Consider the following 23,851-nt stretch of genomic DNA (forward strand, 5'->3'; position numbering starts at 1 on the left):
AGATTGGGAGCGCGACTGACGCGCACTCCTCTAGCAAATCAAGGAGGCAGTCTAGAGGCTGTGCACACTTGATATGGAAATGGTATCAGCCATCAGATGAAGCATTGCTGCCGGGGGTCACTTCCCCGACGCGCTTTTCCAGCTGCTTCAAACGTCGCGCGAGGTCATCGAGCTGACGGATGCGGGCCGCGCTTTTGCGCCATTCGGCCGCCGGTTGCATGGCTGTGCCGGAAGAATAGGCGCCTGGCTCGGTAATCGAGTGGGTCACCATGGTCATCCCGGTCAGGAAAACGTTGTCGCAGATATCGATGTGCCCAACCAGGCCGACACCACCAGCGAGCATGCAATGCTTGCCGATCTTGGTGCTGCCGGAAATACCGACACACGCCGCCATGGCGGTGTGATCACCGACCTGAACGTTGTGCGCGATCTGGATCTGGTTATCGAGCTTCACGCCGTTGCCGATCACGGTGTCCGCCAGCGCGCCACGGTCGATGGCGGTATTCACACCGATCTCGACGTCGTCGCCAATGGTCACGCCGCCAATCTGCGCGATCTTCTGCCAGATGCCTTTCTCGTTGGCAAAACCGAAGCCTTCACCGCCGAGTACGGCACCGGACTGGATCACCACACGCTTGCCGATGCGCACATCGTGATACAGCGTGACCCGCGGGGCGAGCCAGCCGCCCTCGCCGATTTCACTGCGGGCACCGATGACGCAATGTGCGCCCAGGGTCACCTGCGCACCGATGCGCGCACCGGCCTCGATCACCACGAACGGGCCAATGCTGGCGCTTGGATCAACCAGCGCATCCGGCGCAATCACCGCTGTGGGATGAACACCCGCAGCGGCTTTCGGTTTGGGATCGAACAGGTGAGAGATACGGGCGTAAGCCAGGTAAGGATCCGGCACCACCAGCGCGTTGCCGGTAAAATCCTCGGCATCGGCTTCCTTGAGCAATAGCGCAGCCGCCTGGGAACTTGCCAGGTATTTGCGATATTGAGGATTTGCCAGAAAGCTCAACTGAGCTGGGCCAGCCTCCTGCAAGGTGGCTAGCCCAGTAATTTGCTTCTCGGGGTCGCCACGCAGGGTGGCGCCGAGGAACTCGGCCAACTGGCCGAGCTTGATAGTCACGGTCATGGGTTACTTCAGCTGATTCATGCGCTCGATAACCTGGCGCGTGATGTCGTACTGAGGTTTGACATCGATCACTGCGCCACGCTCGAACACCAGGTCAAAACCACCTTTCTTGATGACTTCTTCCACTGCGCTATCCAGTTTCGGCTTCAGTTGCTTGAGCATTTCGCGATCGGCAACAGCCTTGGCTTCGTTCAGTTCCTTGGACTGGAACTGGAAGTCACGGGCCTTTTGCTTGAATTCAAGCTCCAGACGCTCACGCTCGCCCTGCTGCATCTTGTCGCCACCGGCCATCAGGCGATCCTGAATGCCCTTGGCGCTGCTTTCCAGCGTCTTGAGCTTAGTCAGTTGCGGACCGAACTTCTTTTCGGCATCCACGGCGTATTTCTTGGCCGCATCGGATTCCAGCAATGCCATCTGATAGTTCAGAACGGCGATTTTCATGTCGGCGAACGCCGGGCCTGCCACCAGTACGGAGGCCAGGAGAACCAATTGAGTCAACTTACGCACGATGCACTCCTACAAAATCCATTGTCGTTATCTTGGGTCAGACGCTTAGAACGTCTGGCCGAGGGAGAATTGGAACACTTGAGTTTCAGCGTTATCCGGTTTCTTGACCGGCATCGCCAGAGCAAAACTCAGAGGACCCAGTGCGGTGACCCAGGTCACACCCACACCAACGGAACTGGCCATGTTGCTCAGGCTGATGTCGTTACACTTGGTGTTGGACGTCGAGCCATTCGCGTTGGTGGTGTCCTTGCACTGCGAATCGAAAACGTTACCCACATCCCAGAATACCGAGGTACGCAGGGAGCGTTGATCCTTGACGAACGGCAGCGGGAACAGAACCTCGACACCGCCCTGGATCAATACGTTGCCACCGAACGGCAGCGGATCCTGGTCCGGGTCGACCGAAGTGCCCGGGTTAGTACCACGACTTGGGGTACTGCGAGGACCCAAAGTACTGTCCTTGAAGCCACGAACCGAGTTGAAACCACCAGCATAGTAGTTTTCATAGAACGGCAAGCCGTCGGTCGAACCATACCCGTCGCCATAACCCAGCTCGGTGTGCAGACGCAGGGTGTAGTTCTCGGTGATCGGCTGGAACAACTGGCCACGGTAGTCGAGTTTGTAGAACGACAGGTCGCTGCCTGGAATCGTGGTTTCCAGCGTCAGGCTCTGGGAACGGCCACGGGTCGGCAGTACGCCCTTGTTCAGGGTCGACTCGGACCAGCCGGCCGAAGCCTTGAAGTTCAGGTAGTTGTCGCCTTCCTTGTTAACGAAGTCGAAGATTTCGTCAACGGTGTACTGACCGGTCTTGATCTTGTCCTGTTGAGCGGACAGACCGAAGGTCAGACGCGAAGTCTCGCTGATCGGGTAGCCAACGTTGACGCCGGCACCCAGGCTGTCTACCGCATAGCTCGCTACGTCGACGTCGAGGTCTTTGTAGTCGGTGGTGCGATAGAACGCGTTGTAGCCCAGGCTCACGCCATCGGCGGTCCAGTAGGGATCAACGTAGCCGAAGTTGTAGCGGCTCTGGTATTCGCTGCGGGTCAGGCCCACGCTCACACGGTTACCAGTACCCAGGAAGTTGTTCTGAGTGATCGAACCACCGAGGATCAGACCGGCGCTCTGGGCGAAACCGACACTGGCGGTGATCGAACCGGAGGCTTGTTCTTCAACGGCGTAGTTCACGTCAACCTGGTCGTCGACACCCGGAACAGCCGGCGTCTCGACGTTCACTTCTTTAAAGAAGCCCAGACGTTCAAGACGGGTCTTGGACTGGTCGATCAGGTAGGTCGAAGCCCAGCCACCTTCCATCTGACGCATTTCACGACGCAGCACTTCGTCCTCGGACTTGGTGTTGCCACGGAAGTTGATGCGGTTGACGTAGGCGCGCTTGCCCGGATCGACGGCGAACAGGATGTCCACGGTGTGATCATCGTCATGCGGCTGAGGTATGCCGTTGACGTTGGCGAAGGTGTAACCCTCGTTACCCAGTCGGCGAGTGATCAGTTCGGAGGTGGTGGTCATCAGCTTGCGCGAGAACACCTGGCCTTTCTGCACCAGCAACAACGACTTGACCTGGTCTTCAGGCACTTTCAGGTCACCGCTGAGTTTGACGTCACGAACGGTGTACTTCTCGCCTTCGGTGATGTTGACGGTGATATAGACGTGCTTCTTGTCCGGAGTGATGGACACCTGGGTCGAAGCGATATCCATGTTGATGTAGCCACGGTCCAGGTAGTAGGAGCGCAGGCGCTCCAGGTCACCGGAAAGTTTTTCACGGGCGTACTTGTCGTCGTTCTTGAAGAACGACAGCCAGTTGGTGGTTTTCAGCTCGAACAGGTCGATCAGATCGTCATCAGGGAAGACCGTGTTACCCACCACGTTGATGTGCTGGATGGCAGCCACGGTGCCTTCGTTGATCTTCACTTTCAGCGCCACACGGTTACGCGGCTGCGAAACCACTTCGGTATCGACGGTCGCCGAGTAACGGCCCTGGGCAACGTACTGACGTTGCAGTTCGTTACGGACACCCTCGAGGGTGGCGCGCTGGAAAATCTCGCCTTCGGACAGACCGGACTGCTTCAGGCCTTTCATCAGGTCTTCGGTAGAGATCGCCTTGTTGCCTTCGATCTCGATACTCGCGACCGACGGACGTTCGACGACCGTGATCACCAGAACGTTGCCTTCGCGGCCCAGCTGGATATCTTGAAAGAAACCGGTTTTGAACAACGCACGAGTGGATTCCACCAGGCGACGATCATCCGCCTGCTCACCGACGTTCAACGGCAAGGCACCAAAGACGCTACCCGCGGAGACCCGCTGGAGGCCGTTGACGCGAATATCAGAGATAGTGAAGGACTCGGCGTGAACTTCGGCGATCATCAATACGGTGAGAACCGCAGTTAGCAGCAGACGTTTCATGAAGTCCTTTCTTATTCCAACTGGCAATAAACAAACTGCCGCAAAATGCGGCAGATTCGCAATTCAGCGAAGCTTTACAGTCGACCCAGATCATTGACCAGAGCAAGCAACATCACTCCGACCACCAAACTGATACCGATCTGCACCCCCCAACCTTGCACCCGATCCGACAAGGGGCGACCACGCACCCACTCAATCAGATAAAACAACAAATGCCCCCCATCCAGTACAGGAATGGGCAGCAAATTCAGAACCCCCAGGCTAATACTCAGATAAGCAAGGAAATTCAGGAAATCAGCAACGCCCGACTGGGCAGAAGCGCCCGCCACTTTAGCAATGGTTATCGGCCCACTCAAGTTTTTTACCGAGAGCTCGCCAAACAGCATTTTCTTCAGTGAGTCCAGCGTCAGGATGCTCATGGTCCAGGTACGCCGGGCACCCTCGCCAATCGCGGCCAACGGGCCATAACTGACCTCGCGGATCATTTCCGGCGGCCAGTCCACAGCTTTCACGCCAGCCCCGAGATAACCGCTTGGCGCCTTGCTTTCACCGCGTGCTGCCAGGGTCACCGGGACGTCGATTTGAGCACCGTCGCGCTCGACGCGCAGCAAGATTTTGGTATCAGGACGCGTACGAACGGTATCGACCACCTGCTGCCAGTCACCCAGCGCCTGGCCATCGAGCGACAACAGGCGGTCTCCGGTTTTCAGACCAGCGGCCTGCGCCGGACCTTTTGGATCGAGCTCGGCCAGCACCGGCGGCAACGCCGGCCGCCATGGGCGAATACCCAGCGAGCGAATCGGATCAGGCTCATCAGCCCCTTTGAGCCAGTGATCCAGCGCCAATTCGCGCGGCGTATCTGCGGTAGAGCCCTGCTCACGCACGAGCAACTGCAGGGAACCACTTTCCCCAAGACGACGAACCAACTGCAAATTGACCGCCGCCCAGCCGGAAGTCGGCTCACCATCGATAGCGACGATTTCCTGACCGGCATTCAAACCGGCCTTGGCCGCGATGCTGCCGGATTCGACGGCACCGATGACCGGACGGATCTGCTCACTGCCGAGCATCGCCAGCACCCAGAAAAACACCAGGGCCAGCAGGAAGTTGGCGATCGGTCCCGCCGCGACAATAGCGATGCGCTGGCGAACCGATTTGCGATTGAAGGATTGATGAAGCTGATCGGCCGGGACTTCGCCCTCACGCTCATCGAGCATTTTGACGTAGCCACCCAGCGGAATCGCGGCGACGACAAACTCGGTGCCCTGCTTGTCGTGCCAGCGCAGCAGGGGCATGCCGAAGCCCACGGAAAAACGCAGAACCTTGACGCCACAGCGACGCGCGACCCAGAAGTGGCCGAATTCGTGAAAGGTGACCAGCACACCCAAAGCGATCAGGGTGCCGGCAATCATATAGAGCGCGCTCATCTACTTTCTCCGCAATCCTGTTCAGTGCCGCGTGACGCCATGGTTCTGCAACGGCTATCGGCCGTGACGATTCAGCCACTGTTCAGCCAGAATCCGCGCTTTCGCGTCTGCGGTAAACACCGCATCCAGATCCTCAAGCGCAACCACTGGCTCGAGGTTCAGCACGTCCTCGATGATACTCGCGATTTCCAGATAGCCAACGCGTCCGTCGAGAAACGCCGCGACTGCCACTTCGTTGGCCGCATTGAGCATGGCCGGTGCACTGTCGCCGGCTTCCGCCGCCTGTCGCGCCAGGCGCAGACACGGGAAGCGCTGTTCGTCCGGCGCCTCGAAATCCAGGCGCGCAATGGCAAACAGATCCAGCGGTGCCACACCCGAGTCGATCCGCTCAGGCCAGGCCAATGCGTTGGCAATCGGCGTGCGCATGTCAGGGTTGCCCAACTGCGCCAATACCGAGCCATCCACATAATCGACCAGCGAGTGAATCACACTCTGCGGATGGATCACCACCTCGACCTGCGACGGCTTGGCGTCGAACAGCCAGCAGGCCTCGATCAACTCCAGGCCCTTGTTCATCATGCTGGCCGAATCCACCGAGATCTTGCGCCCCATGGACCAGTTCGGGTGAGCACATGCCTGATCAGGCGAGACATGCGCCAGCTCGCTCATCGGTGTCTGGCGGAACGGACCGCCCGATGCCGTTAGCAAAATCCGCCGCACGCCGACCACACCCAGCCCGCGGGCAAAATCCTGCGGCATGCACTGGAAGATCGCGTTGTGCTCGCTGTCGATCGGCAGCAACACCGAACCGCTCTTGTGCACGGCCTGCATGAACAGCGCGCCGGACATCACCAACGCTTCTTTGTTGGCCAGCAGGATTTTCTTCCCGGCCTGCACCGCAGCCAGCGTCGGGCGCAAGCCCGCGGCACCGACGATGGCGGCCATCACGGCATCGACTTCGGGCGCGGAGGCGACCTGGCACAGACCCTCCTCCCCGACCAATACGCGAGTGGGCAAACCGGCAGCCCGCAGGTCGTCCTGCAAACCGCGCGCCGCCGCCACTTCCGGCACCACGGCAAACTGCGGCACATGGCGGATGCACAAGGCCAGCAACTCGCTCAGGCGCGTGAAGCCGCTCAGGGCGAAAACCTGATAACGCTCGGGATGCCGAGCGATGACGTCGAGGGTGCTCAGACCGATCGAGCCGGTGGCTCCCAGAACGGTAATCTGTTGCGGGCGGCTCACGGTGCAGCCATCCACAGCAATACAGCGAAAATCGGGATCGCAGCGGTCAGGCTGTCGATGCGATCAAGCACACCGCCATGACCGGGCAGCAGGTTGCTGCTGTCCTTGATGCCGGACTGGCGCTTGAACATGCTTTCGGTGAGATCGCCCACCACCGAAATGAATACGATCAACGCAGCGCCGATCAGCCCCTTGAGCAGTTCAGCCACCGTCCAGTCGCGAACCAGGCCAACGATCGCAGTGATCACCAGACTCAGCGCCAGGCCACCGTAAACGCCTTCCCAGCTTTTACCCGGGCTGACTTGCGGCGCCAGCTTGCGCTTGCCGAAGGCTCGGCCGGAGAAATAGGCACCGATGTCGGCACCCCAGACCAGCACCATCACGGCCATGATCAGCCAGTTACCCAATGGGTACTGCTTGATCTGCACCAGCCCTTGCCAGGCCGGCAGCAGGATCAGCAAGCCGATCACCAGTTTGGTGGCCGCCGTGGACCAGTGCTCGCTCGAGCGCGGATAGGTCAGCACCAGGTACGTCGCCACCGCCCACCACAACACCGAAGCGCCCAACACCCAAGGGGCGAGGCCCGGCAGGACGTACATGACGAACAGCATCAGCGCGACGACAGCGGCAAAGCCGACACGGAACGACTGCGCGGTAAAGCCTGCCAGACGCGCCCATTCCCAGGCGCCCAGGCTCACGACCAGACCGATGAACAGCGCAAAACCGGATCCTTCGAGCAGGAAAAACCCGCACAAAGCGATCGGCAGCAGGATCAGCGCAGTGATGATTCGTTGTTTAAGCATTAAACCCGGGCTCCAGCTTCGACCTGTTCGCTCGTTTTACCGAAGCGACGCTGGCGCGAAGCGAAATCGGCCAGCGCAGTGCGCATGGCTTCGTGTTTGAAGTCCGGCCAGAACAGGTCGGAGAAGTACAACTCGGCGTATGCCAGTTGCCACAGCAGGAAGTTACTGATGCGGTGCTCGCCACCGGTGCGGATGCACAGGTCCGGCAACGGCAGGTCGCCGGTGGCCAGACAGGTCTGCAGCAGATCCGGAGTGATGTCTTCCGGGCGCAAATGCCCGGCCTGGACTTCACGCGCCAGACGCTGCGCCGCCTGGGCAATATCCCATTGACCGCCGTAGTTGGCGGCGATCTGCAGGATGAAGCGGTTGGCGCCGGCCGTCATGGCTTCTGCTTCGCGCATCGCCGCCTGAAGTTCAGGATGGAAGCGCGAGCGATCGCCGATGATGCGCAAGCTGATGTTGTTGTCGTTGAGGCGCTTGGCCTCACGACGCAGTGCCTTGAAAAACAGATCCATCAAGGCACTGACCTCATCGGCCGGACGCTGCCAGTTCTCACTGGAGAAGGCGAACAGGGTGAGCACTTCGACCTTGGCCTCGGCGCACACCTCGATCACTGCCCGCACAGCATCCACGCCGGCTTTATGCCCGGCAACACCCGGCATAAAGCGTTTTTTCGCCCAGCGATTATTGCCATCCATGATGATCGCGACATGGCGCGGCACCGCGGACGGCGCAGACTGCTTGGTCTTGTCCATTTAAAACTCGACCCTTATACGGCCATCAGGTCTTTTTCTTTCTCGTCCGTGGCCTTGGTGATCTGGGCCTCGAAGTCTTTGGTCAGCTTGTCGATATCAGCGGTGGCACGACGCTCTTCGTCTTCGCTGATTTCTTTATCCTTGACCAGTTTTTTCAAATCGCCCAGCGCATCACGACGGATATTGCGCACAGCAACACGCGCATCTTCGGCTGCTGCACGCGCCTGCTTGGTGAAGCCTTTACGGGTTTCTTCGGTCAGGGCCGGCATGGAGATCAGCAGTAGTTCACCCAGGTTGGTCGGGTTCAGGTTCAGACCGGCGCTCTGGATCGCTTTGTCGACGGCCGCCAGCATGTTGCGCTCGAAAGCGACAACTTGCAGGGTGCGGGAGTCTTTTACAGTGATGTTGGCCACCTGAGTAATGGAAGTGTCTGCGCCGTAGTACGGCACCATCACGCTGCCCAGGATGCTTGGGTGAGCCTTGCCGGTACGAATCTGGCCGAATGCATGGGCCAGAGAGTCCAGGGATTTTTGCATGCGCTCTTGAGCGTCTTTCTTGATTTCGTTGATCATTGTTGACCTTCCTCGATCAGGGTGCCTTCAGCGCCGCCATGCACGATGTTAAGCAGGGCGCCGGGCTTGTTCATGTTGAATACGCGCAGCGGCATTTTGTGGTCGCGGCACAGGCAAATAGCTGTCAGATCCATCACACCCAGCTTGCGATCCAGCACTTCATCATAAGTCAGATGATCGAACTTCTCGGCATGCGGGTCTTTGAACGGGTCAGCGGTATAGACGCCATCGACCTTGGTCGCCTTCAGAACGACGTCAGCGTCGATCTCGATGGCACGCAGGCAGGCTGCCGAATCCGTGGTAAAGAACGGATTACCGGTACCGGCGGCGAAAATCACCACGTCCTTGGAGTTCAGGTGGCGCATGGCTTTGCGGCGATCATAGTGATCGGTCACGCCAACCATGGAAATGGCCGACATCACGATGGCCGAGATATTGGCACGCTCCAGCGCATCGCGCATGGCCAGGGCGTTCATCACAGTGGCCAGCATGCCCATGTGGTCGCCTGTCACCCGATCCATGCCAGCCTTGCTCAAGGCCTCGCCACGGAACAGGTTGCCACCGCCGATCACCAGACCGACCTGTACGCCGATGCCGACCAGCTGGCCGACTTCCAGCGCCATCCGATCCAGCACTTTTGGATCGATCCCGAACTCTTCCGAGCCCATCAGGGCCTCGCCGCTAAGCTTGAGTAGAATGCGTTTATAGCGAGCCTGATAACCACTGCCCTGCTGAGCCATTGCGAATCTCTCCTGCGGCGTATTTAAAAAATTCTGTGCAAGCTGTTTTACAGCTGCCGTTCACTCTAGCTTGGCGCTGCTTCAGCGCCATCGGAACCTGGCTTTGTAAGCCAGTTCCCAGTGGAAACCAATTAAAAATTGGTAACCCCATCTGAAAAGAGGCTGCGCGCGTGAGCGGGCAGCCTCTTTCGGGCGACAGTTGAAAAAACTGTCTTATTGCTTGGCGGCAGCCAGCTGGGCAGCAACTTCTTCAGCGAAGTTGTCGACCGGCTTCTCGATGCCTTCGCCTACTTTGAAGTAGGTGAAGGAAACGATTTCTGCGCCGCCTTTCTTGGCCAGCTCGCCAACCTTGATTTCAGGGTTCTTGACGAACGCCTGCTCAACCAGGCTTGCTTCTGCCAGGAACTTGCTGATACGGCCTTTGACCATGTTCTCAACAATGTTTTCTGGCTTGCCTTTGATCTTCTCTTCGTTCAGCTGCAGGAACACAGCTTTTTCACGCTCGATCGCTTCAGCCGAAACTTGCGAAGGCAGCAGGAACTCAGGGTTGCTCGCAGCTACGTGCATCGCGATGTCTTTGGCCAGCTCGACGTCACCACCTTTCAGAGCCACAACAACACCGATCTTGTTGCCGTGCAGGTAGGAACCTACAACGTCACCTTCGATACGGGTCAGACGACGGATGTTGACGTTCTCGCCTACTTTGGCAACCAGTGCTTCGCGAGCAGCTTCTTGCGAAGCGATCAGCGGAGCAGCGTCGGTCAGCTTGTCAGCGAAAGCTTTTTCAACGCTGGCAGCAACGAAGTTCTTGAAGTCGTCTTGCAGAGCGAGGAAGTCGGTCTGCGAGTTCACTTCCAGGATAACGGCAGCCTTACCGTCGTCCTTGATTGCGATTGCGCCTTCAGCGGCAACATTGCCAGCCTTTTTCGCAGCCTTGATCGCGCCCGAAGCACGCATGTCATCAATGGCTTTTTCGATGTCGCCGTCAGCCTTTTCCAGGGCTTTCTTGCAGTCCATCATGCCTTCGCCGGTACGCTCGCGCAGTTCTTTAACCAACGCTGCAGTAATTGCTGCCATTTTCAAATTCCTCTTGGATAGGTTTTCAACCATTCCACCCGATCGAACGGGCGTTCAATTCTTCCCGAAACACCTTGTAGCTGCTGCACGTTACAAATGCAGGAGGTGCGCTGCCACAAGTGGGCGCCAACAAACGGTTTTCGAGGTGGCAAAAAGGGGGCCAAGCCCCCTTTTTGCTTACTGAGTCAACGCCAGGGCGTCGATTACTCAGCTGCAGCCTGAGTTTCTTCAGCTGCGAATTCAACAGTGCCGCCAGCAACATTGTTGCGACCACGGATCACTGCGTCAGCCATCGAACCCATGTACAGCTGGATAGCGCGGATTGCGTCATCGTTGCCTGGGATGATGTAGTCAACGCCTTCCGGGCTGCTGTTGGTATCGACAACGCCGATGACCGGGATGCCCAGCTTGTTGGCTTCGGTGATCGCGATGCGCTCGTGGTCAACGTCGATCACGAACAGTGCGTCAGGCAGACCGCCCATGTCCTTGATGCCGCCCAGGGAGCGATCCAGCTTTTCCAGGTCACGGGAGCGCATCAGCGCTTCTTTCTTGGTCAGCTTGGCGAAAGTACCGTCTTCGGCCTGAACTTCAAGGTCACGCAGACGCTTGATGGAAGCACGAATGGTTTTGAAGTTGGTCAGCATGCCGCCCAACCAGCGGTGATCGACGTACGGCGAACCGCAACGTGCTGCTTCTTCAGCAACGATCTTGCCAGCGGAACGCTTGGTGCCGACGAACAGAATCTTGTTTTTGCCCTGGGCCAGACGCTCTACGAAAGTCAGAGCTTCGTTGAACATTGGCAGGGTTTTTTCAAGGTTGATGATGTGAATCTTGTTACGCGCGCCGAAAATGTACTTGCCCATTTTCGGATTCCAGTAACGGGTTTGGTGACCGAAGTGCACACCGGCCTTCAGCATATCGCGCATGTTGACTTGGGACATGATAGTTCCTTAATAAGTCGGGTTTGGCCTCCACGTATCCCAATGACCAACCAGTGGCATAAAGCCAAAAGCACCCAGGTCATCGTGTCGACACGTGTGTGGATTTAAGCTTTTCGGGGTATCCCCGGAAAGCGGCGCATTTTATACCACAGGGTGCGCAGAAACGGAACCCGGAATCTGTAATCGCACCAGGGACATGGGCGCAGCCCCCTTGGAATCGCCTCAAGGCCCACCATTGTATAGAGAGAGACGATGCATGCAGGCGCGGATTTGCGCCTTTCGTCTGTTAGAATCGGGTTTTTCAGGGTCGCAAATCGCACACTTGCCACCCTCGTCCGTATCAGCAAGCGCCGCCGAGCGCAGAGAGAGCCTGTATGACCGTCAACCTCAAAACCCCCGAGGACATCGCTGGCATGCGTGTCGCCGGCAAACTGGCCGCCGATGTGCTGGAAATGATTGCCGAACACGTCAAACCGGGCGTGACCACCGATCAACTGAACCAGATCTGCCACGACTACATCGTCAACGTGCAGCAAGCCATCCCTGCCCCGCTCAACTACAAGGGCTACCCGAAGTCGATCTGCACCTCGATCAACCACGTGGTCTGCCACGGCATTCCGAATGACAAGCCACTGAAGAATGGCGACACCCTGAACATCGACGTCACCGTGATCAAGGACGGCTACCACGGCGACACCAGCCGCATGTTCCACGTCGGCGAAGTGCCGGTCTGGGCCGAGCGCCTGTCGCAGGTCACCCAGGAATGCATGTACAAGGCGATCGAAATCGTCAAACCTGGCTGCCGCCTCGGCGACATCGGTGAAATCATCCAGAAGCACGCGGAAAAGAACGGCTTCTCGGTGGTTCGCGAATTCTGCGGCCACGGCATCGGCAAGGTGTTCCACGAAGAACCGCAGATCCTGCACTACGGCCGCGCCGGTACCGGCATGGAACTGAAGGCCGGCATGACCTTCACCATCGAGCCGATGATCAATCAGGGCAAGGCCGACACCAAGGTGCTGGGCGACGGCTGGACTGCGATCACCAAGGACCGCAAGCTCTCGGCGCAGTGGGAACACACCCTGCTGGTGACCGATACCGGCTACGAGATCTTCACCCTGCGCGCCGACGACACCATCCCGCGCGTCTCGGCCTGATCCCAAGAACGCTCCCAGCCTTATAGAAGGAAAGCCAATCGATGCCGCAGGTGGATCCCGAACTCTTCGACCGCGGCCAGTTCCAGGCTGAACTGGCCCTGAAAGCGAGTCCCATCGCGGCGTTCAAAAAGGCGATCCGCCAGGCTCGCGAGGTCCTCGACACGCGCTTTCGCAGTGGCCGCGACATTCGCCGGCTGATCGAAGATCGTGCGTGGTTCGTCGACAACATCCTGCAAAAGGCCTGGGAGCAGTTCAACTGGAGCGAAGACGCCGATATCGCGCTGGTCGCGGTCGGCGGCTACGGCCGGGGTGAGTTGCACCCCTATTCCGACATCGACCTGCTGATCCTGCTCGACAGCGCCGATCACGAAGTCTTCCGCGATTCCATCGAGCGTTTTCTGACGCTGCTGTGGGACATCGGTCTGGAAGTCGGTCAGAGCGTGCGCTCGGTCGACGAATGCGCCGAAGAGGCCCGCGCCGACCTGACGGTGGTCACCAACCTGATGGAAAGCCGCACCATCTGCGGCCCCGAACGTCTGCGCCAGCGCATGCTCGATGTCACCAGCACGGCCCACATGTGGCCGGCCAAGGAGTTTTTCCTGGCCAAACGCGCCGAGCAAAAGGCCCGTCACCACAAGTACAACGACACCGAATACAACCTGGAACCCAACGTCAAAGGCTCGCCCGGCGGCCTGCGGGATATTCAGACGATTCTGTGGGTGGCCCGGCGTCAGTACGGCACCCTGAACCTGCGCGCCCTCGCCGGCGAAGGTTTCCTGGTCGAGAGCGAAAACGCGCTGTTGGCGTCGTCCCAGGAGTTCCTCTGGAAAGTGCGTTACGCCCTGCACATGCTCGCCGGGCGCTCCGAAGACCGCCTGCTGTTCGATCATCAACGGACCATCGCCGGCCTGCTCGGTTTTGAAGGCGACGACGCCAAACAGGCGGTCGAAAACTTCATGCAGCAGTATTTCCGCGTGGTGATGAGCATCGCCCAGCTCAGCGACCTGATCATCCAGCACTTCGAGGAAGTGATCCTCGCCCCGGAAGACGAAGCGCCGCCGCAGCCGATCAACTCGCGCTTCCAGTTGCATGACGGTTACATCGAGGCACGCAACGACAACGTGTTCCGCCGCACGCCGTTCGCCATGCTCGAAATCTTCGTGCTGATGGCCCAGCAGCCGGAAATCAAAGGCGTGCGCGCCGACACCATTCGTCTGCTGCGCGAAAACCGGCACCTGATCGACGACAACTTCCGCAACGACATCCGCAACACCAGCCTGTTCATCGAGCTGTTCAAGTGCAAGATCGGCATCCACCGCAACCTGCGGCGAATGAACCGCTACGGCATCCTCGGGCGCTATCTGCCGGAGTTCGGTTTCATCGTCGGGCAGATGCAGCATGACCTGTTCCACATCTATACGGTCGATGCGCACACCCTGAACCTGATCAAACACCTGCGTAAGTTGCAGTACACCCAAGTGTCGGAAAAATTCCCGTTGGCCGCCAAGCTCATGGCCAAACTGCCCAAGCCCGAACTGATCTACATGGCCGGTCTGTACCACGACATCGGCAAAGGCCGGCATGGCGATCACTCGGACATCGGCGCGGTCGATGCCGAAGCGTTCTGCCAGCGCCATCAGTTGCCGCTGTGGGACAGCCGCCTGATCGTCTGGCTGGTACAGAACCATCTGGTGATGTCGACCACCGCGCAGCGCAAGGATCTGTCCGATCCCCAGGTGATCCACGACTTCGCGCAAATCGTCAGCGACGAAACCCGTCTGGACTACCTGTACGTGCTGACCGTGGCCGACATCAACGCGACCAACCCGACCCTGTGGAACTCATGGCGCGCCAGCCTGTTGCGCCAGCTCTACACTGAGACCAAGCGTGCCCTGCGCCGAGGCCTGGAAAACCCGGTCGATCGCGAAGAGCAGATTCGCCAGACCCAGAGCGCGGCACTGGACATCCTGGTGCGCGGCGGCACCGATCCGGACGACGTCGAGCAGTTGTGGGCGCAGTTAGGTGATGACTATTTCCTGCGTCACACCGCCGGCGATGTGGCCTGGCACAGTGACGCGATCCTGCAGCAGCCGGCCGATGGCGGTCCGCTGGTGCTGATCAAGGAAACCACCCAGCGCGAGTTCGAGGGTGGCACGCAGATCTTCATTTATGCCCCCGACCAGCACGACTTTTTCGCGGTGACTGTGGCCGCGATGGACCAGCTCAACCTGAACATTCACGACGCCCGGGTCATCACTTCGAGCAGTCAGTTCACCCTCGATACCTACATCGTGCTCGACAACGACGGTGAATCCATCGGTGACAACCCGACCCGGATCAAACAGATCCGCGACGGCCTGACCGAAGCCCTGCGCAACCCCGACGACTACCCGACGATCATCCAGCGCCGGGTGCCGCGCCAGCTCAAGCACTTCGCCTTTGCGCCGCAGGTGACGATCCACAACGATGCCCAGCGTCCGGTGACGGTGCTGGAACTGACGGCCCCGGATCGCCCGGGTTTGCTGGCACGCATCGGCGGGATCTTCCTCGAATTCGACCTGTCGCTGCAGAACGCCAAGATTGCGACCCTGGGCGAACGGGTGGAAGACGTGTTCTTCATCACCGACGCCCACAACCAGCCGCTCTCCGACCCGCTGCTGTGCAGCCGCCTGCAGGATGCAATCGTCGAGCAACTGAGCGTCAATCAGGAACCGGATATCAAGCTTTCGCGCATCAGTATTTGAATTAACAAACTATCCCTGTGGAGGCAGATATAGCTGCCCGGGGCTTTTGTGGTGAGGGGATTTATCCCCGATGGGTTGCGAAGCGGTCCCAAAAACCTGCAATCGCGGTGTATCCGCTACACCGCACGCGATGGTTTTGCGACTGCTGCGCAGCCGATCGGGGATAAATCCCCTCGCCACGGAGTTCTCTCCACATTGAACGAGGCCCCCATGAACAACGCTCTGAACCAGCTCCAGCCCTACCCGTTCGAAAAGCTCCGTGCCTTGCTTGGCACTGTGACCCCGAACCCGGACAAACGCCCGATCGCCCTGTCGATCGGCGAGCCGAAACACCGCTCGCCAAGCTTTGTCGCCGAAGCGCTGGCGAACAATCTGGATCAAATGGCGGTGTATCCGACCACCCTCGGTATCCCGGCCCTGCGCGAAGCCATCGCCGGCTGGTGTGAACGTCGCTTCGGCGTGCCGAGCGGCTGGATTGATCCGGCGCGCAATGTGCTGCCGGTCAACGGTACCCGCGAAGCGCTGTTCGCCTTCACCCAGACCGTGGTCAACCGCGGTGACGATGCACTGGTGGTCAGCCCGAACCCGTTCTACCAGATCTACGAAGGTGCAGCGTTCCTCGCCGGGGCCAAGCCGCACTACCTGCCGTGCCTGGACGAAAACGGCTTCAACCCGGATTTCGACGCCGTGTCTCCAGAGATCTGGAAACGCTGCCAGATCCTGTTTCTGTGCTCGCCAGGCAACCCGACGGGCGCACTGATCCCGGTCGATGTACTGAAAAAACTCATCGCTCTGGCCGACGAATACGACTTCGTGATCGCCGCCGACGAGTGCTACAGCGAACTGTACTTCGACGAACAGACCCCGCCGCCGGGCCTGCTCAGCGCCTGCGTCGAGCTGGGCCGCAAGGACTTCAAGCGTTGCGTGGTGTTCCACAGCCTGTCCAAACGTTCGAACCTGCCGGGTCTGCGCTCCGGTTTCGTCGCGGGCGACGCCGACGTTCTCAAGGGCTTCCTGCTGTACCGCACTTACCATGGCTGCGCGATGCCAGTGCAAACCCAACTGGCCAGCGTCGCCGCCTGGAATGACGAAGTGCACGTTCGCGCCAACCGCGCGCTGTATCGCGAGAAGTTCGATGCAGTGCTGGAAATCCTCAGCCCGGTGATGGATGTGCAGCGTCCGGACGGCAGCTTCTACCTGTGGCCGAACGTGGCCGGTGACGATGCCGCATTCTGTCGCGACTTGTTCGAACAGGAACACGTGACCGTGGTGCCAGGCTCGTATCTGTCGCGCGAAGCAGACGGTGTCAATCCAGGCGCAGGCCGAGTGCGGATGGCGCTGGTTGCACCGTTGGCTGAATGTGTTGAAGCAGCAGAACGGATTCGCGACTTCATTACCCGCCAACACTAACTTTCTAATATCCGTGCCAGTGATCTGGCACGGACACATCCCCAAGTTACATTTAAAACCACTTCACGACTATTCCAGACACTGCCCAAAGCTTAATCTTGCGCAGTGATCTTTTGCATGCGCAAAAAACAACTGAAACAAATCAAGGAAGAAAACAAAAATATGGATAGCTTTCAATACTGCACACTTCAGGAACCGCCTAAAGAGGCAAAAGCCAAGAGTCTCGGAAACAGCCGAAAAAAACGTGCTTTAGTGCACTACTCCAAAACCTGGCCAAGCCGATCCACCCTGAAAATAGCGTTCATGGACAATCCAACTCCGGAACACAAAAAGAAAATCATTGCCGCCGCCGAACGCTGGCTTCCTTATATCAGTTTGAAATTTGAGTTCGTCGAGGGCGCAGAGGGTCACATCCGAATTTCCACAGAGGGCGTTGGAAACAGTTCACTTCTGGGCACCGACGCACTGGAGATGTTTCCTGACTCGCCAACCATGTGGCTTGGCATCGACCCCGAACATGAAGACTTCGAGACCGTCGTCACGCATGAGTTTGGCCACGCACTGGGCGCGATGCACGAACACCAGCACCCCAAGGCGCAAATCCCCTGGAACAAAGAAAATGTTTACCACTACTACCAGAACAGACCGTTAGATCCTGTGTCGCGTGAGCAAGTTGACGACAACATATTTACCACTTTTAACGATGCCGACGCGCTTTATTTACCGTACGATCGAAAATCCATCATGCACCATCCGATTTCCGACAACTTGACACTTGGCAATTGGGCAAACCCGATAAACCGTGAAATCAGTGAGAAAGACAAAGAGCTCATGCGCTTGATTTACCCACGTTGAATCGGGACTTTCCGTGCCAGTGCTGCTGGCATGGTAATCCGCCATAAAAAAAATTACACAATCAATTTACCTACTCAAGCTCTGCTACTAACTCCCCACTCAAATGACTTGTCGAAAATAACAAACAACTCGAAAAGTCAAATTTCAAAATTGAAAACATGGATGTTCAATTATGTACCTGACACGGCTTCAGCCAAGCAAAAAACCCGAACACACACTTGACTGCCGCAACATCAAGTGCACGCGGGAGATTCAATAAAATGTGGGCCAAGAACAATCCGGCAAAATTCTGGACGCCTGGCAGCACACTGCGCATCGCCTTCCTCAACGGCACGCAGGCATTCAAGGATGCGACCATCGCCGCTGCCAGCAACTGGTTGCCGCACATCAACCTGAGGTTCGATTTCGTCGAGGGTGAAGCAGGCGACATCCGCATACTCAGTGAAGAAGGAACGTTTTCCTCTCGGATAGGTACGGATGCCCTGTTATATCCCGATGAGCCGACCATGAAACTCTGGCCGCATCCGAGCCTGCCACGTTACTTTGCCGCCAATGTCATGCATGAGTTCGGTCATATGCTGGGCGCGGAGCATGAGCAGACCAATCCCGTGGCAGATATTCCCTGGGACAAACCAGCCATCTACGCGCTGCATGGCATCACCGAAAATCCGGAAGATGATGACGCTCAAGGCAGAGAGACGCGTAAAAGACTGCACCAATGGTATCTGGATCGTGCAGATCCCAGCGCAAGCATTTATTCGGAGTACGACCGAAAATCGATCATGCACTACGTCATTTATCAGTCCTGGACACAAGGCGACTTCCAGAACCTTTTAAATTTCAGTTTGAGCGACAAGGATAAAGCCTTCATGGCGAACGCTTATCCCTATCCGGCAGCAACAAGTCAGTAAGATCATCCGACAGCGAACAGCTATTTGACCTGTCCCAGATTCGCTTCGCTTAAATCCAGGTCTGCCAATACTTCGCGCAACACGTCATCCCCGATCTGGTGCTGACGGCTGAGACTATAGAGCTCAAGACGTTGCGCACGCAGTGCCTTGAGCCGCAGACGGCGTTCGAGCAGGTCCATCTGGAACGCCAGCGCCTGCGCCTCTGCAGAATCGTTGAACACCTCGAGTTGATGGCGATACTCGGACATGATCCGTGCCTTGAGTTCCGCCGAGAGCGCGGCTTGGGCGGCATCCTGCGGTGCGACCTCTTCGGTTTCCAGCGCATGGATCGCCGCCTCGGCGGTCTTGCGCCAGGCATCGCGCACTTCCTGACGACGCTTGTCGTCCGGGCTTTTCTCGATGCCGCGCAGCAGCAACGGCAAGGCGATGCAGGCACAAATCAGCGACAACAGAATCACCCCGGCGGCGATGAAGATCAGCAGATCACGCTCGGGGAACGCCTCGCTGCCCATCAACATCGGCACCGACATCACACCGGCCAGCGTCACCGCCCCGCGCACCCCGCCAACGGTCAACAGCCAGCAGGATCGCGCGGTTGGCACTTGCGTCAGGTCGCCCTTGCCGCGCAAACGGCGCAACAGCACTGACAAGCGCCAGATGCTTTGCACCCAGATAAAGCGCAACAGCACCAGGGCAAGGAAAATCGCCACCACGTCGAGGCCGCGGTACAGCAGCGTCGGCCACAACGTCGGCTCGTGGCTGACCACGGCCTTGATGATGTCCGGCAATTGCAGACCCAGCAGCAGAAAGATCAGGCCGTTGAAGGCAAATTCGAGCAATGACCAGACGCTGCGATTGAGCAGCCGGGTGCTGGTCTGCCGCGGCAGCAGATCAAGCCAGCTCTGCATCATCCCCGCCGCCACCGCCGAAAGAATGCCCGAGGCACCCAGTCGCTCGGCCAATACATAGGCGGCGAACGGCAGCAGCAACATGAACACCACGTGGGTGGCCGGGTCGTCCCAGCCACGGGCGATCATCCACGCGCGCAAGCGCCCGACCAGCCAGCTCAGCGCGACGCCGACGGCCAAGCCCCCGACCGCCACCAGCACGAACGTCAGGCTGGCATTGGCCAGCGAGAACACCCCGGTCACCGCCGCCACCAAGGCAAACTTGAACGTCACCAGACCCGACGCATCGTTCATCAGCGCCTCGCCTTGCAGGATGTGCATCAGCGGCGTCGGCAAGCGGTTCTGCGAGATCGCCGAGACCGCCACGGCATCGGTCGGCGACAGCACGGCGGCCAGCGCGAAGGCCACCGGCAGCGGAATGCTCGGCAACAGCCAGTGAATGAAGTACCCGGCGCCGACCACGGTGAACAGCACCAGACCGACCGCCAGCGTCAGGATCGGCCCGCGCAGGTGCCAGAACTCGCGTTTGGGCATGCGCCAACCGTCGGAAAACAGCAGCGGCGGCAGAAAAAGAAACAGGAACAGTTCGGGGTCCAGCGCTACGTGCAGGCCCAATGTCGGCCAGGCCAGCAAGGCGCCGGCGGCGATTTGCACGAGAGGCAGCGGCAGCGGGATGACCCGTCCTACCAGACGCGAGACGCTGACCAGCATCAGCAGGATCAGGACGGTGTAAGCGGTTTGCATAAAGCGGAAATCTCAGACAATCGACAGCGTTGAACTGCCATATTAGCCGCTTAGCATGCGTCTGGCGTTTGCACCTATGTCGCAGCCCTGTCGCAAATCCCTTGTAGGAGTGAGCCTGCTCGCGATAACGGTTTAACATTCAACACTATCAGTGGCAGGTAAATCGCCATCGCGAGCAGGCTCACTCCTACAGGGTTTTGCGGTGGGAAATCGACCTCAGCCGCCGCGAAACGCTTTGGTCATGGCATAATCCGACACCATTTTTTTCCAGCACCTGTAAAGGGGGCGATTCCTTGACCGTTTCAAGTAAAACGTTGCACCTTTTCGGCATCAAAGCCTGCGACACCATGAAGAAGGCGCGCACCTGGCTCGATGAACACGCTGTCAGCTATGACTTCCATGACTACAAAACCGCCGGCATCGACCGTGAGCACCTGACCCAATGGTGTGACGAGCACGGCTGGCAAACGGTGTTGAACCGTGCAGGCACGACCTTTCGCAAACTCGACGACGAACGTAAAGCCGATCTCGACCAGTCGAAAGCCATCGAACTGATGCTCGCTCAACCCTCGATGATCAAGCGCCCGGTGCTCGATCTCGGTGACCGAACCCTGATTGGCTTCAAGCCAGACATCTACGCGGCCGCACTCAAGTAAGCAGCCCGTCACTTATTGCTAGAGGTATTCACATGTCCAACTCTCTGTTCAGCATCGCCTTTGGTGTCGGCACTCAGAACCGTCAAGGCGCGTGGCTGGAAGTGTTCTACGCCCAGCCACTGCTCAACCCGTCGGCCGAACTGGTCGCTGCCGTTGCGCCGATCCTCGGCTACACCGAAGGCAACCAGGCCATCACCTTCACCACCGCGCAGGCGGCGCAACTGGCTGAAGCGGTCAAAGGCATCGACGCCGTTCAAGGCAAGCTGCTGACCCGTCTGGCCGAGAGCCACAAGCCGCTGGTCGCCACCCTGCTGGCCGAAGACGCACAGCTGACCTCGACGCCAGAGGCATACCTCAAGCTGCACCTGCTGTCCCATCGTCTGGTCAAGCCGCACGGCGTTAGCCTGGCCGGGATCTTCCCGCTGCTGCCGAACGTGGCCTGGACCAGCCAGGGCGCAATCGACCTGAGCGAACTGGCCGAACTGCAACTGGAAGCGCGTCTGCGTGGCGAGCTGCTGGAAGTGTTCTCGGTGGACAAGTTCCCGAAAATGACCGACTACGTGGTGCCGGCCGGTGTGCGTATCGCTGACGCCGCGCGTCTGCGCCTGGGCGCCTACGTGGGCGAAGGCACCACCGTGATGCACGAAGGCTTCATCAACTTCAACGCCGGCACCGAAGGCCCGGGCATGATCGAAGGCCGCGTTTCCGCTGGCGTATTCGTCGGCAAGGGCTCGGACCTGGGCGGCGGCTGCTCGACCATGGGCACCCTGTCGGGCGGCGGCAACATCGTGATCAAGGTTGGCGAAGGCTGCCTGATCGGCGCCAACGCCGGTATCGGTATTCCGTTGGGCGACCGCAACACTGTCGAGTCGGGCCTGTACGTGACCGCCGGCACCAAGGTGGCGCTGCTGGACGAGCACAACAACCTGGTCAAGGTTGTGAAGGCGCGTGAGCTGGCCGGTCAGACTGACCTGCTGTTCCGTCGCAATTCGGAAACCGGTGCCGTGGAATGCAAGACCCACAAATCGGCGATCGAGCTGAACGAAGCGCTGCACGCTCACAACTAAGCAGCCATACGATCCCCCTGTGGGAGCGAGCTTGCTCGCGAAGGCGTCCGGTCAGTCAACAACAGTGCTGAATGACACGACGCTTTCGCGAGCAAGCTCGCTCCCACAAGGTTCGATGTACCCCCGCCCAAGTTCACAGGGCTGAACAGATGATGATTCCCTCCCCGTGGCGCGCCGATTTTCCGGCCATCGCCGCCCTGCAACGGCAAGACCAGACCTATCTGGACAACGCCGCCACCACGCAAAAACCCCAAGCCCTGCTCGACGCACTGGCGCATTACTACGCCAATGGCGCGGCCAATGTGCATCGCGCGCAGCATCTGCCCGGCGCCCACGCGACGCAGGCGTTCGAAGACAGTCGACTCAAGGTTGCCCAGTGGCTGAATGCCGGTGACAGCGGGCAGATCATCTTCACCCATGGCGCCACCAGTGCGCTGAATCTCCTGGCCTATGGCCTGGAACATCTTTTCCACCCGGGCGATGAAATTGTCATCAGCGCCCTGGAGCATCACGCCAACCTGCTGCCGTGGCAGCAACTGGCACAGCGTCGCGAGCTGAAACTGGTGATCCTGCCGCTGGACGCCGACGGCGTGATCGACCTCGGCGCGGCTGTGCGCCTGATTACCCCGCGCACGCGCTTGCTGGCGGTCAGTCAGCTGTCCAACGTGCTGGGTGCCTGGCAACCGCTGCCAGCGCTGCTGGCGATGGCCAAGGCGCACAACGCGCTGAGCGTGGTCGATGGCGCCCAAGGTGTGGTGCATGGTCGCCACGACGTGCAGGCGCTGGGTTGCGACTTCTATGTGTTTTCCAGCCACAAGCTGTACGGCCCCGATGGTCTCGGCGTGCTGTTCGGGCGCAACAAGGCGCTAGAGCAACTGCAGCCGTGGCAGTTCGGCGGCGAAATGGTGCTGGAAGCCAATTATCACGATGCACGCTTCCGCCCTGCCCCGCTGGGTTTCGAGGCGGGTACGCCGCCGATTGCCAGCGTGATCGGCCTCGGCGCGACCCTCGACTATCTGGCCGGGCTGGATCAGGACGCGGTGTCGGCCCACGAAGCGGCGCTGCACGCCTACCTGCTGCAAGGCCTGGCCGCGCGTAACGGCATTCGCCTGCTGGGCAAGCCGCAACTGGCGCTGGCGAGTTTTGTTGTCGAAGGTGTGCACAACGCCGATCTGGCGCACCTGCTGACCGAGCAAGGCATCGCCGTGCGCGCCGGGCATCATTGCGCAATGCCGTTGCTGAAAAGTTTCGAACTGGCGGGCGCGATCCGTGTGTCGCTGGCGCTGTACAACGATTCCGAGGATCTGGAGCGTTTCTTCGAAGCGCTGGATCAGGCCCTGGAGTTGTTGCGATGAGCCTGCCGCTGGCCGCCGCCGAAGCGTTGCTGACTTTTCAGAATGCTGCCGGCTGGGAACAACGGGCGCGGTTGCTGATGCAGTTTGGCGATCGTCTGCCACCGCTGGATGACGCGGACAAATGCGAGGCCAACCGGGTGCATGGCTGTGAGAGTCAGGTGTGGCTGGTGGGGGAATTGCAGGACGGCCACTGGCAGTTCAGCGCTGCCAGCGATGCGCGGATGATTCGCGGATTGGTGGCGTTGCTGCTGTTGCGGGTCAACGGCTTGAGCGCTGCCGAGTTGCGGCAGGTGGATTTGCCCGAGTGGTTCAATCAGTTGGGACTTTCGCGTCAGCTATCGCCGTCGCGCAGCAATGGCTTGAATGCCGTGCTCCAGCGCATGAATGAATTGGCCTCCACCCTGTAGGAGCTGCC

The 23,851-nt window shown here is 59.1% G+C and carries 20 protein-coding genes and 1 pseudogene; 9 read left to right on the top strand and 12 right to left on the bottom strand.

Going from position 1 to position 23,851, the window contains the following annotated elements:
- Positions 1–85: 85 nt before the first annotated feature.
- The 11 genes from lpxD to rpsB all read right to left on the bottom strand — a co-directional run bounded on the left by lpxD (position 86) and on the right by rpsB (position 11,629).
- Complete coding sequence (gene lpxD, locus ACU680_RS08475; protein ID WP_448179203.1) at positions 86–1,141, bottom strand: UDP-3-O-(3-hydroxymyristoyl)glucosamine N-acyltransferase; 1,056 nt, start codon at positions 1,139–1,141, stop codon at positions 86–88.
- Between the two features lie 3 nt (positions 1,142–1,144).
- The gene (locus tag ACU680_RS08480) at positions 1,145–1,648 is read right to left on the bottom strand and encodes an OmpH/Skp family outer membrane protein (protein ID WP_003222140.1); all 504 of its coding nucleotides are present in this window, start codon (positions 1,646–1,648) and stop codon (positions 1,145–1,147) included.
- Between the two features lie 45 nt (positions 1,649–1,693).
- Positions 1,694–4,069: an outer membrane protein assembly factor BamA gene (gene bamA, locus ACU680_RS08485; RefSeq protein WP_007964275.1), complete on the bottom strand. Its 2,376-nt coding sequence runs from the start codon at positions 4,067–4,069 to the stop codon at positions 1,694–1,696.
- A gap of 74 nt (positions 4,070–4,143) precedes the next feature.
- Entirely contained in the window at positions 4,144–5,496 is a 1,353-nt protein-coding gene (gene rseP / locus ACU680_RS08490; protein ID WP_047601293.1) for a sigma E protease regulator RseP, read from the bottom strand.
- A gap of 54 nt (positions 5,497–5,550) precedes the next feature.
- The gene (gene ispC, locus ACU680_RS08495) at positions 5,551–6,741 is read right to left on the bottom strand and encodes a 1-deoxy-D-xylulose-5-phosphate reductoisomerase (RefSeq protein ID WP_448179204.1); all 1,191 of its coding nucleotides are present in this window, start codon (positions 6,739–6,741) and stop codon (positions 5,551–5,553) included.
- A complete protein-coding gene (locus tag ACU680_RS08500; RefSeq protein ID WP_007964272.1) occupies positions 6,738–7,544 on the bottom strand; it encodes a phosphatidate cytidylyltransferase in 807 nt (268 codons plus the stop codon). Before ACU680_RS08500 ends, ispC begins: the two co-directional genes overlap by 4 nt.
- On the bottom strand, positions 7,544–8,299 hold the full coding sequence (uppS, locus tag ACU680_RS08505; RefSeq protein WP_003222128.1) for a polyprenyl diphosphate synthase: 756 nt from the start codon (positions 8,297–8,299) through the stop codon (positions 7,544–7,546). Before uppS ends, ACU680_RS08500 begins: the two co-directional genes overlap by 1 nt.
- A 14-nt stretch (positions 8,300–8,313) precedes the next feature.
- The gene (gene frr, locus ACU680_RS08510; RefSeq protein ID WP_003222127.1) at positions 8,314–8,871 is read right to left on the bottom strand and encodes a ribosome recycling factor; all 558 of its coding nucleotides are present in this window, start codon (positions 8,869–8,871) and stop codon (positions 8,314–8,316) included.
- Positions 8,868–9,611, bottom strand: a complete 744-nt coding sequence (gene pyrH / locus ACU680_RS08515; protein ID WP_003222124.1) for a UMP kinase — start codon at positions 9,609–9,611, stop codon at positions 8,868–8,870. The genes frr and pyrH overlap by 4 nt, the downstream gene beginning before the upstream one ends.
- Before the next feature lie 213 nt (positions 9,612–9,824).
- Positions 9,825–10,688: a translation elongation factor Ts gene (gene tsf / locus ACU680_RS08520; RefSeq protein WP_003222121.1), complete on the bottom strand. Its 864-nt coding sequence runs from the start codon at positions 10,686–10,688 to the stop codon at positions 9,825–9,827.
- Positions 10,689–10,891: 203 nt separating this feature from the next.
- The gene (gene rpsB / locus ACU680_RS08525; RefSeq protein WP_003222119.1) at positions 10,892–11,629 is read right to left on the bottom strand and encodes a 30S ribosomal protein S2; all 738 of its coding nucleotides are present in this window, start codon (positions 11,627–11,629) and stop codon (positions 10,892–10,894) included.
- Between the two features lie 320 nt (positions 11,630–11,949).
- On the opposite strand from rpsB, the pseudogene map reads away from it, so the two are divergent.
- From map to ACU680_RS08550, 5 genes and pseudogenes are all read left to right on the top strand, one after another.
- Positions 11,950–12,786: pseudogene (map, locus tag ACU680_RS08530) on the top strand (type I methionyl aminopeptidase); the annotation flags it as partial.
- Positions 12,787–12,827: 41 nt separating this feature from the next.
- On the top strand, positions 12,828–15,530 hold the full coding sequence (locus ACU680_RS08535; protein ID WP_007964269.1) for a [protein-PII] uridylyltransferase: 2,703 nt from the start codon (positions 12,828–12,830) through the stop codon (positions 15,528–15,530).
- A 210-nt stretch (positions 15,531–15,740) separates the two neighbouring features.
- Positions 15,741–16,940, top strand: a complete 1,200-nt coding sequence (dapC, locus tag ACU680_RS08540) for a succinyldiaminopimelate transaminase (RefSeq protein WP_448179205.1) — start codon at positions 15,741–15,743, stop codon at positions 16,938–16,940.
- 117 nt (positions 16,941–17,057) lie between these two features.
- A complete protein-coding gene (locus ACU680_RS08545; RefSeq protein ID WP_448179206.1) occupies positions 17,058–17,795 on the top strand; it encodes a M12 family metallopeptidase in 738 nt (245 codons plus the stop codon).
- 260 nt (positions 17,796–18,055) lie between these two features.
- Positions 18,056–18,706, top strand: a complete 651-nt coding sequence (locus ACU680_RS08550) for a zinc metalloprotease (RefSeq protein WP_448179207.1) — start codon at positions 18,056–18,058, stop codon at positions 18,704–18,706.
- A gap of 20 nt (positions 18,707–18,726) precedes the next feature.
- Here the strand turns inward: ACU680_RS08550 and ACU680_RS08555 are convergent, their stop codons facing one another.
- Positions 18,727–20,358: a Na+/H+ antiporter gene (locus ACU680_RS08555; RefSeq protein WP_400763032.1), complete on the bottom strand. Its 1,632-nt coding sequence runs from the start codon at positions 20,356–20,358 to the stop codon at positions 18,727–18,729.
- A gap of 293 nt (positions 20,359–20,651) precedes the next feature.
- Here ACU680_RS08555 and ACU680_RS08560 point away from each other — a divergent pair, with 293 nt between their 5' ends.
- From ACU680_RS08560 to ACU680_RS08575, 4 genes are all read left to right on the top strand, one after another.
- Positions 20,652–21,014, top strand: coding sequence for an ArsC family reductase (locus ACU680_RS08560; protein ID WP_003222107.1), 363 nt, complete (start codon positions 20,652–20,654; stop codon positions 21,012–21,014).
- Between the two features lie 32 nt (positions 21,015–21,046).
- Positions 21,047–22,081 carry a 2,3,4,5-tetrahydropyridine-2,6-dicarboxylate N-succinyltransferase gene (dapD, locus tag ACU680_RS08565; RefSeq protein ID WP_007954762.1) on the top strand — a complete coding sequence of 345 codons (1,035 nt, stop codon included), beginning with the start codon at positions 21,047–21,049 and terminating at the stop codon, positions 22,079–22,081.
- Positions 22,082–22,230: 149 nt separating this feature from the next.
- Positions 22,231–23,436, top strand: a complete 1,206-nt coding sequence (locus ACU680_RS08570; RefSeq protein ID WP_448179208.1) for an aminotransferase class V-fold PLP-dependent enzyme — start codon at positions 22,231–22,233, stop codon at positions 23,434–23,436.
- On the top strand, positions 23,433–23,843 hold the full coding sequence (locus ACU680_RS08575) for a SufE family protein (RefSeq protein WP_448179209.1): 411 nt from the start codon (positions 23,433–23,435) through the stop codon (positions 23,841–23,843). The genes ACU680_RS08570 and ACU680_RS08575 overlap by 4 nt, the downstream gene beginning before the upstream one ends.
- Positions 23,844–23,851 lie beyond the last annotated feature (8 nt).

It is taken from the genome of Pseudomonas sp. LF020 (assembly GCF_053456425.1).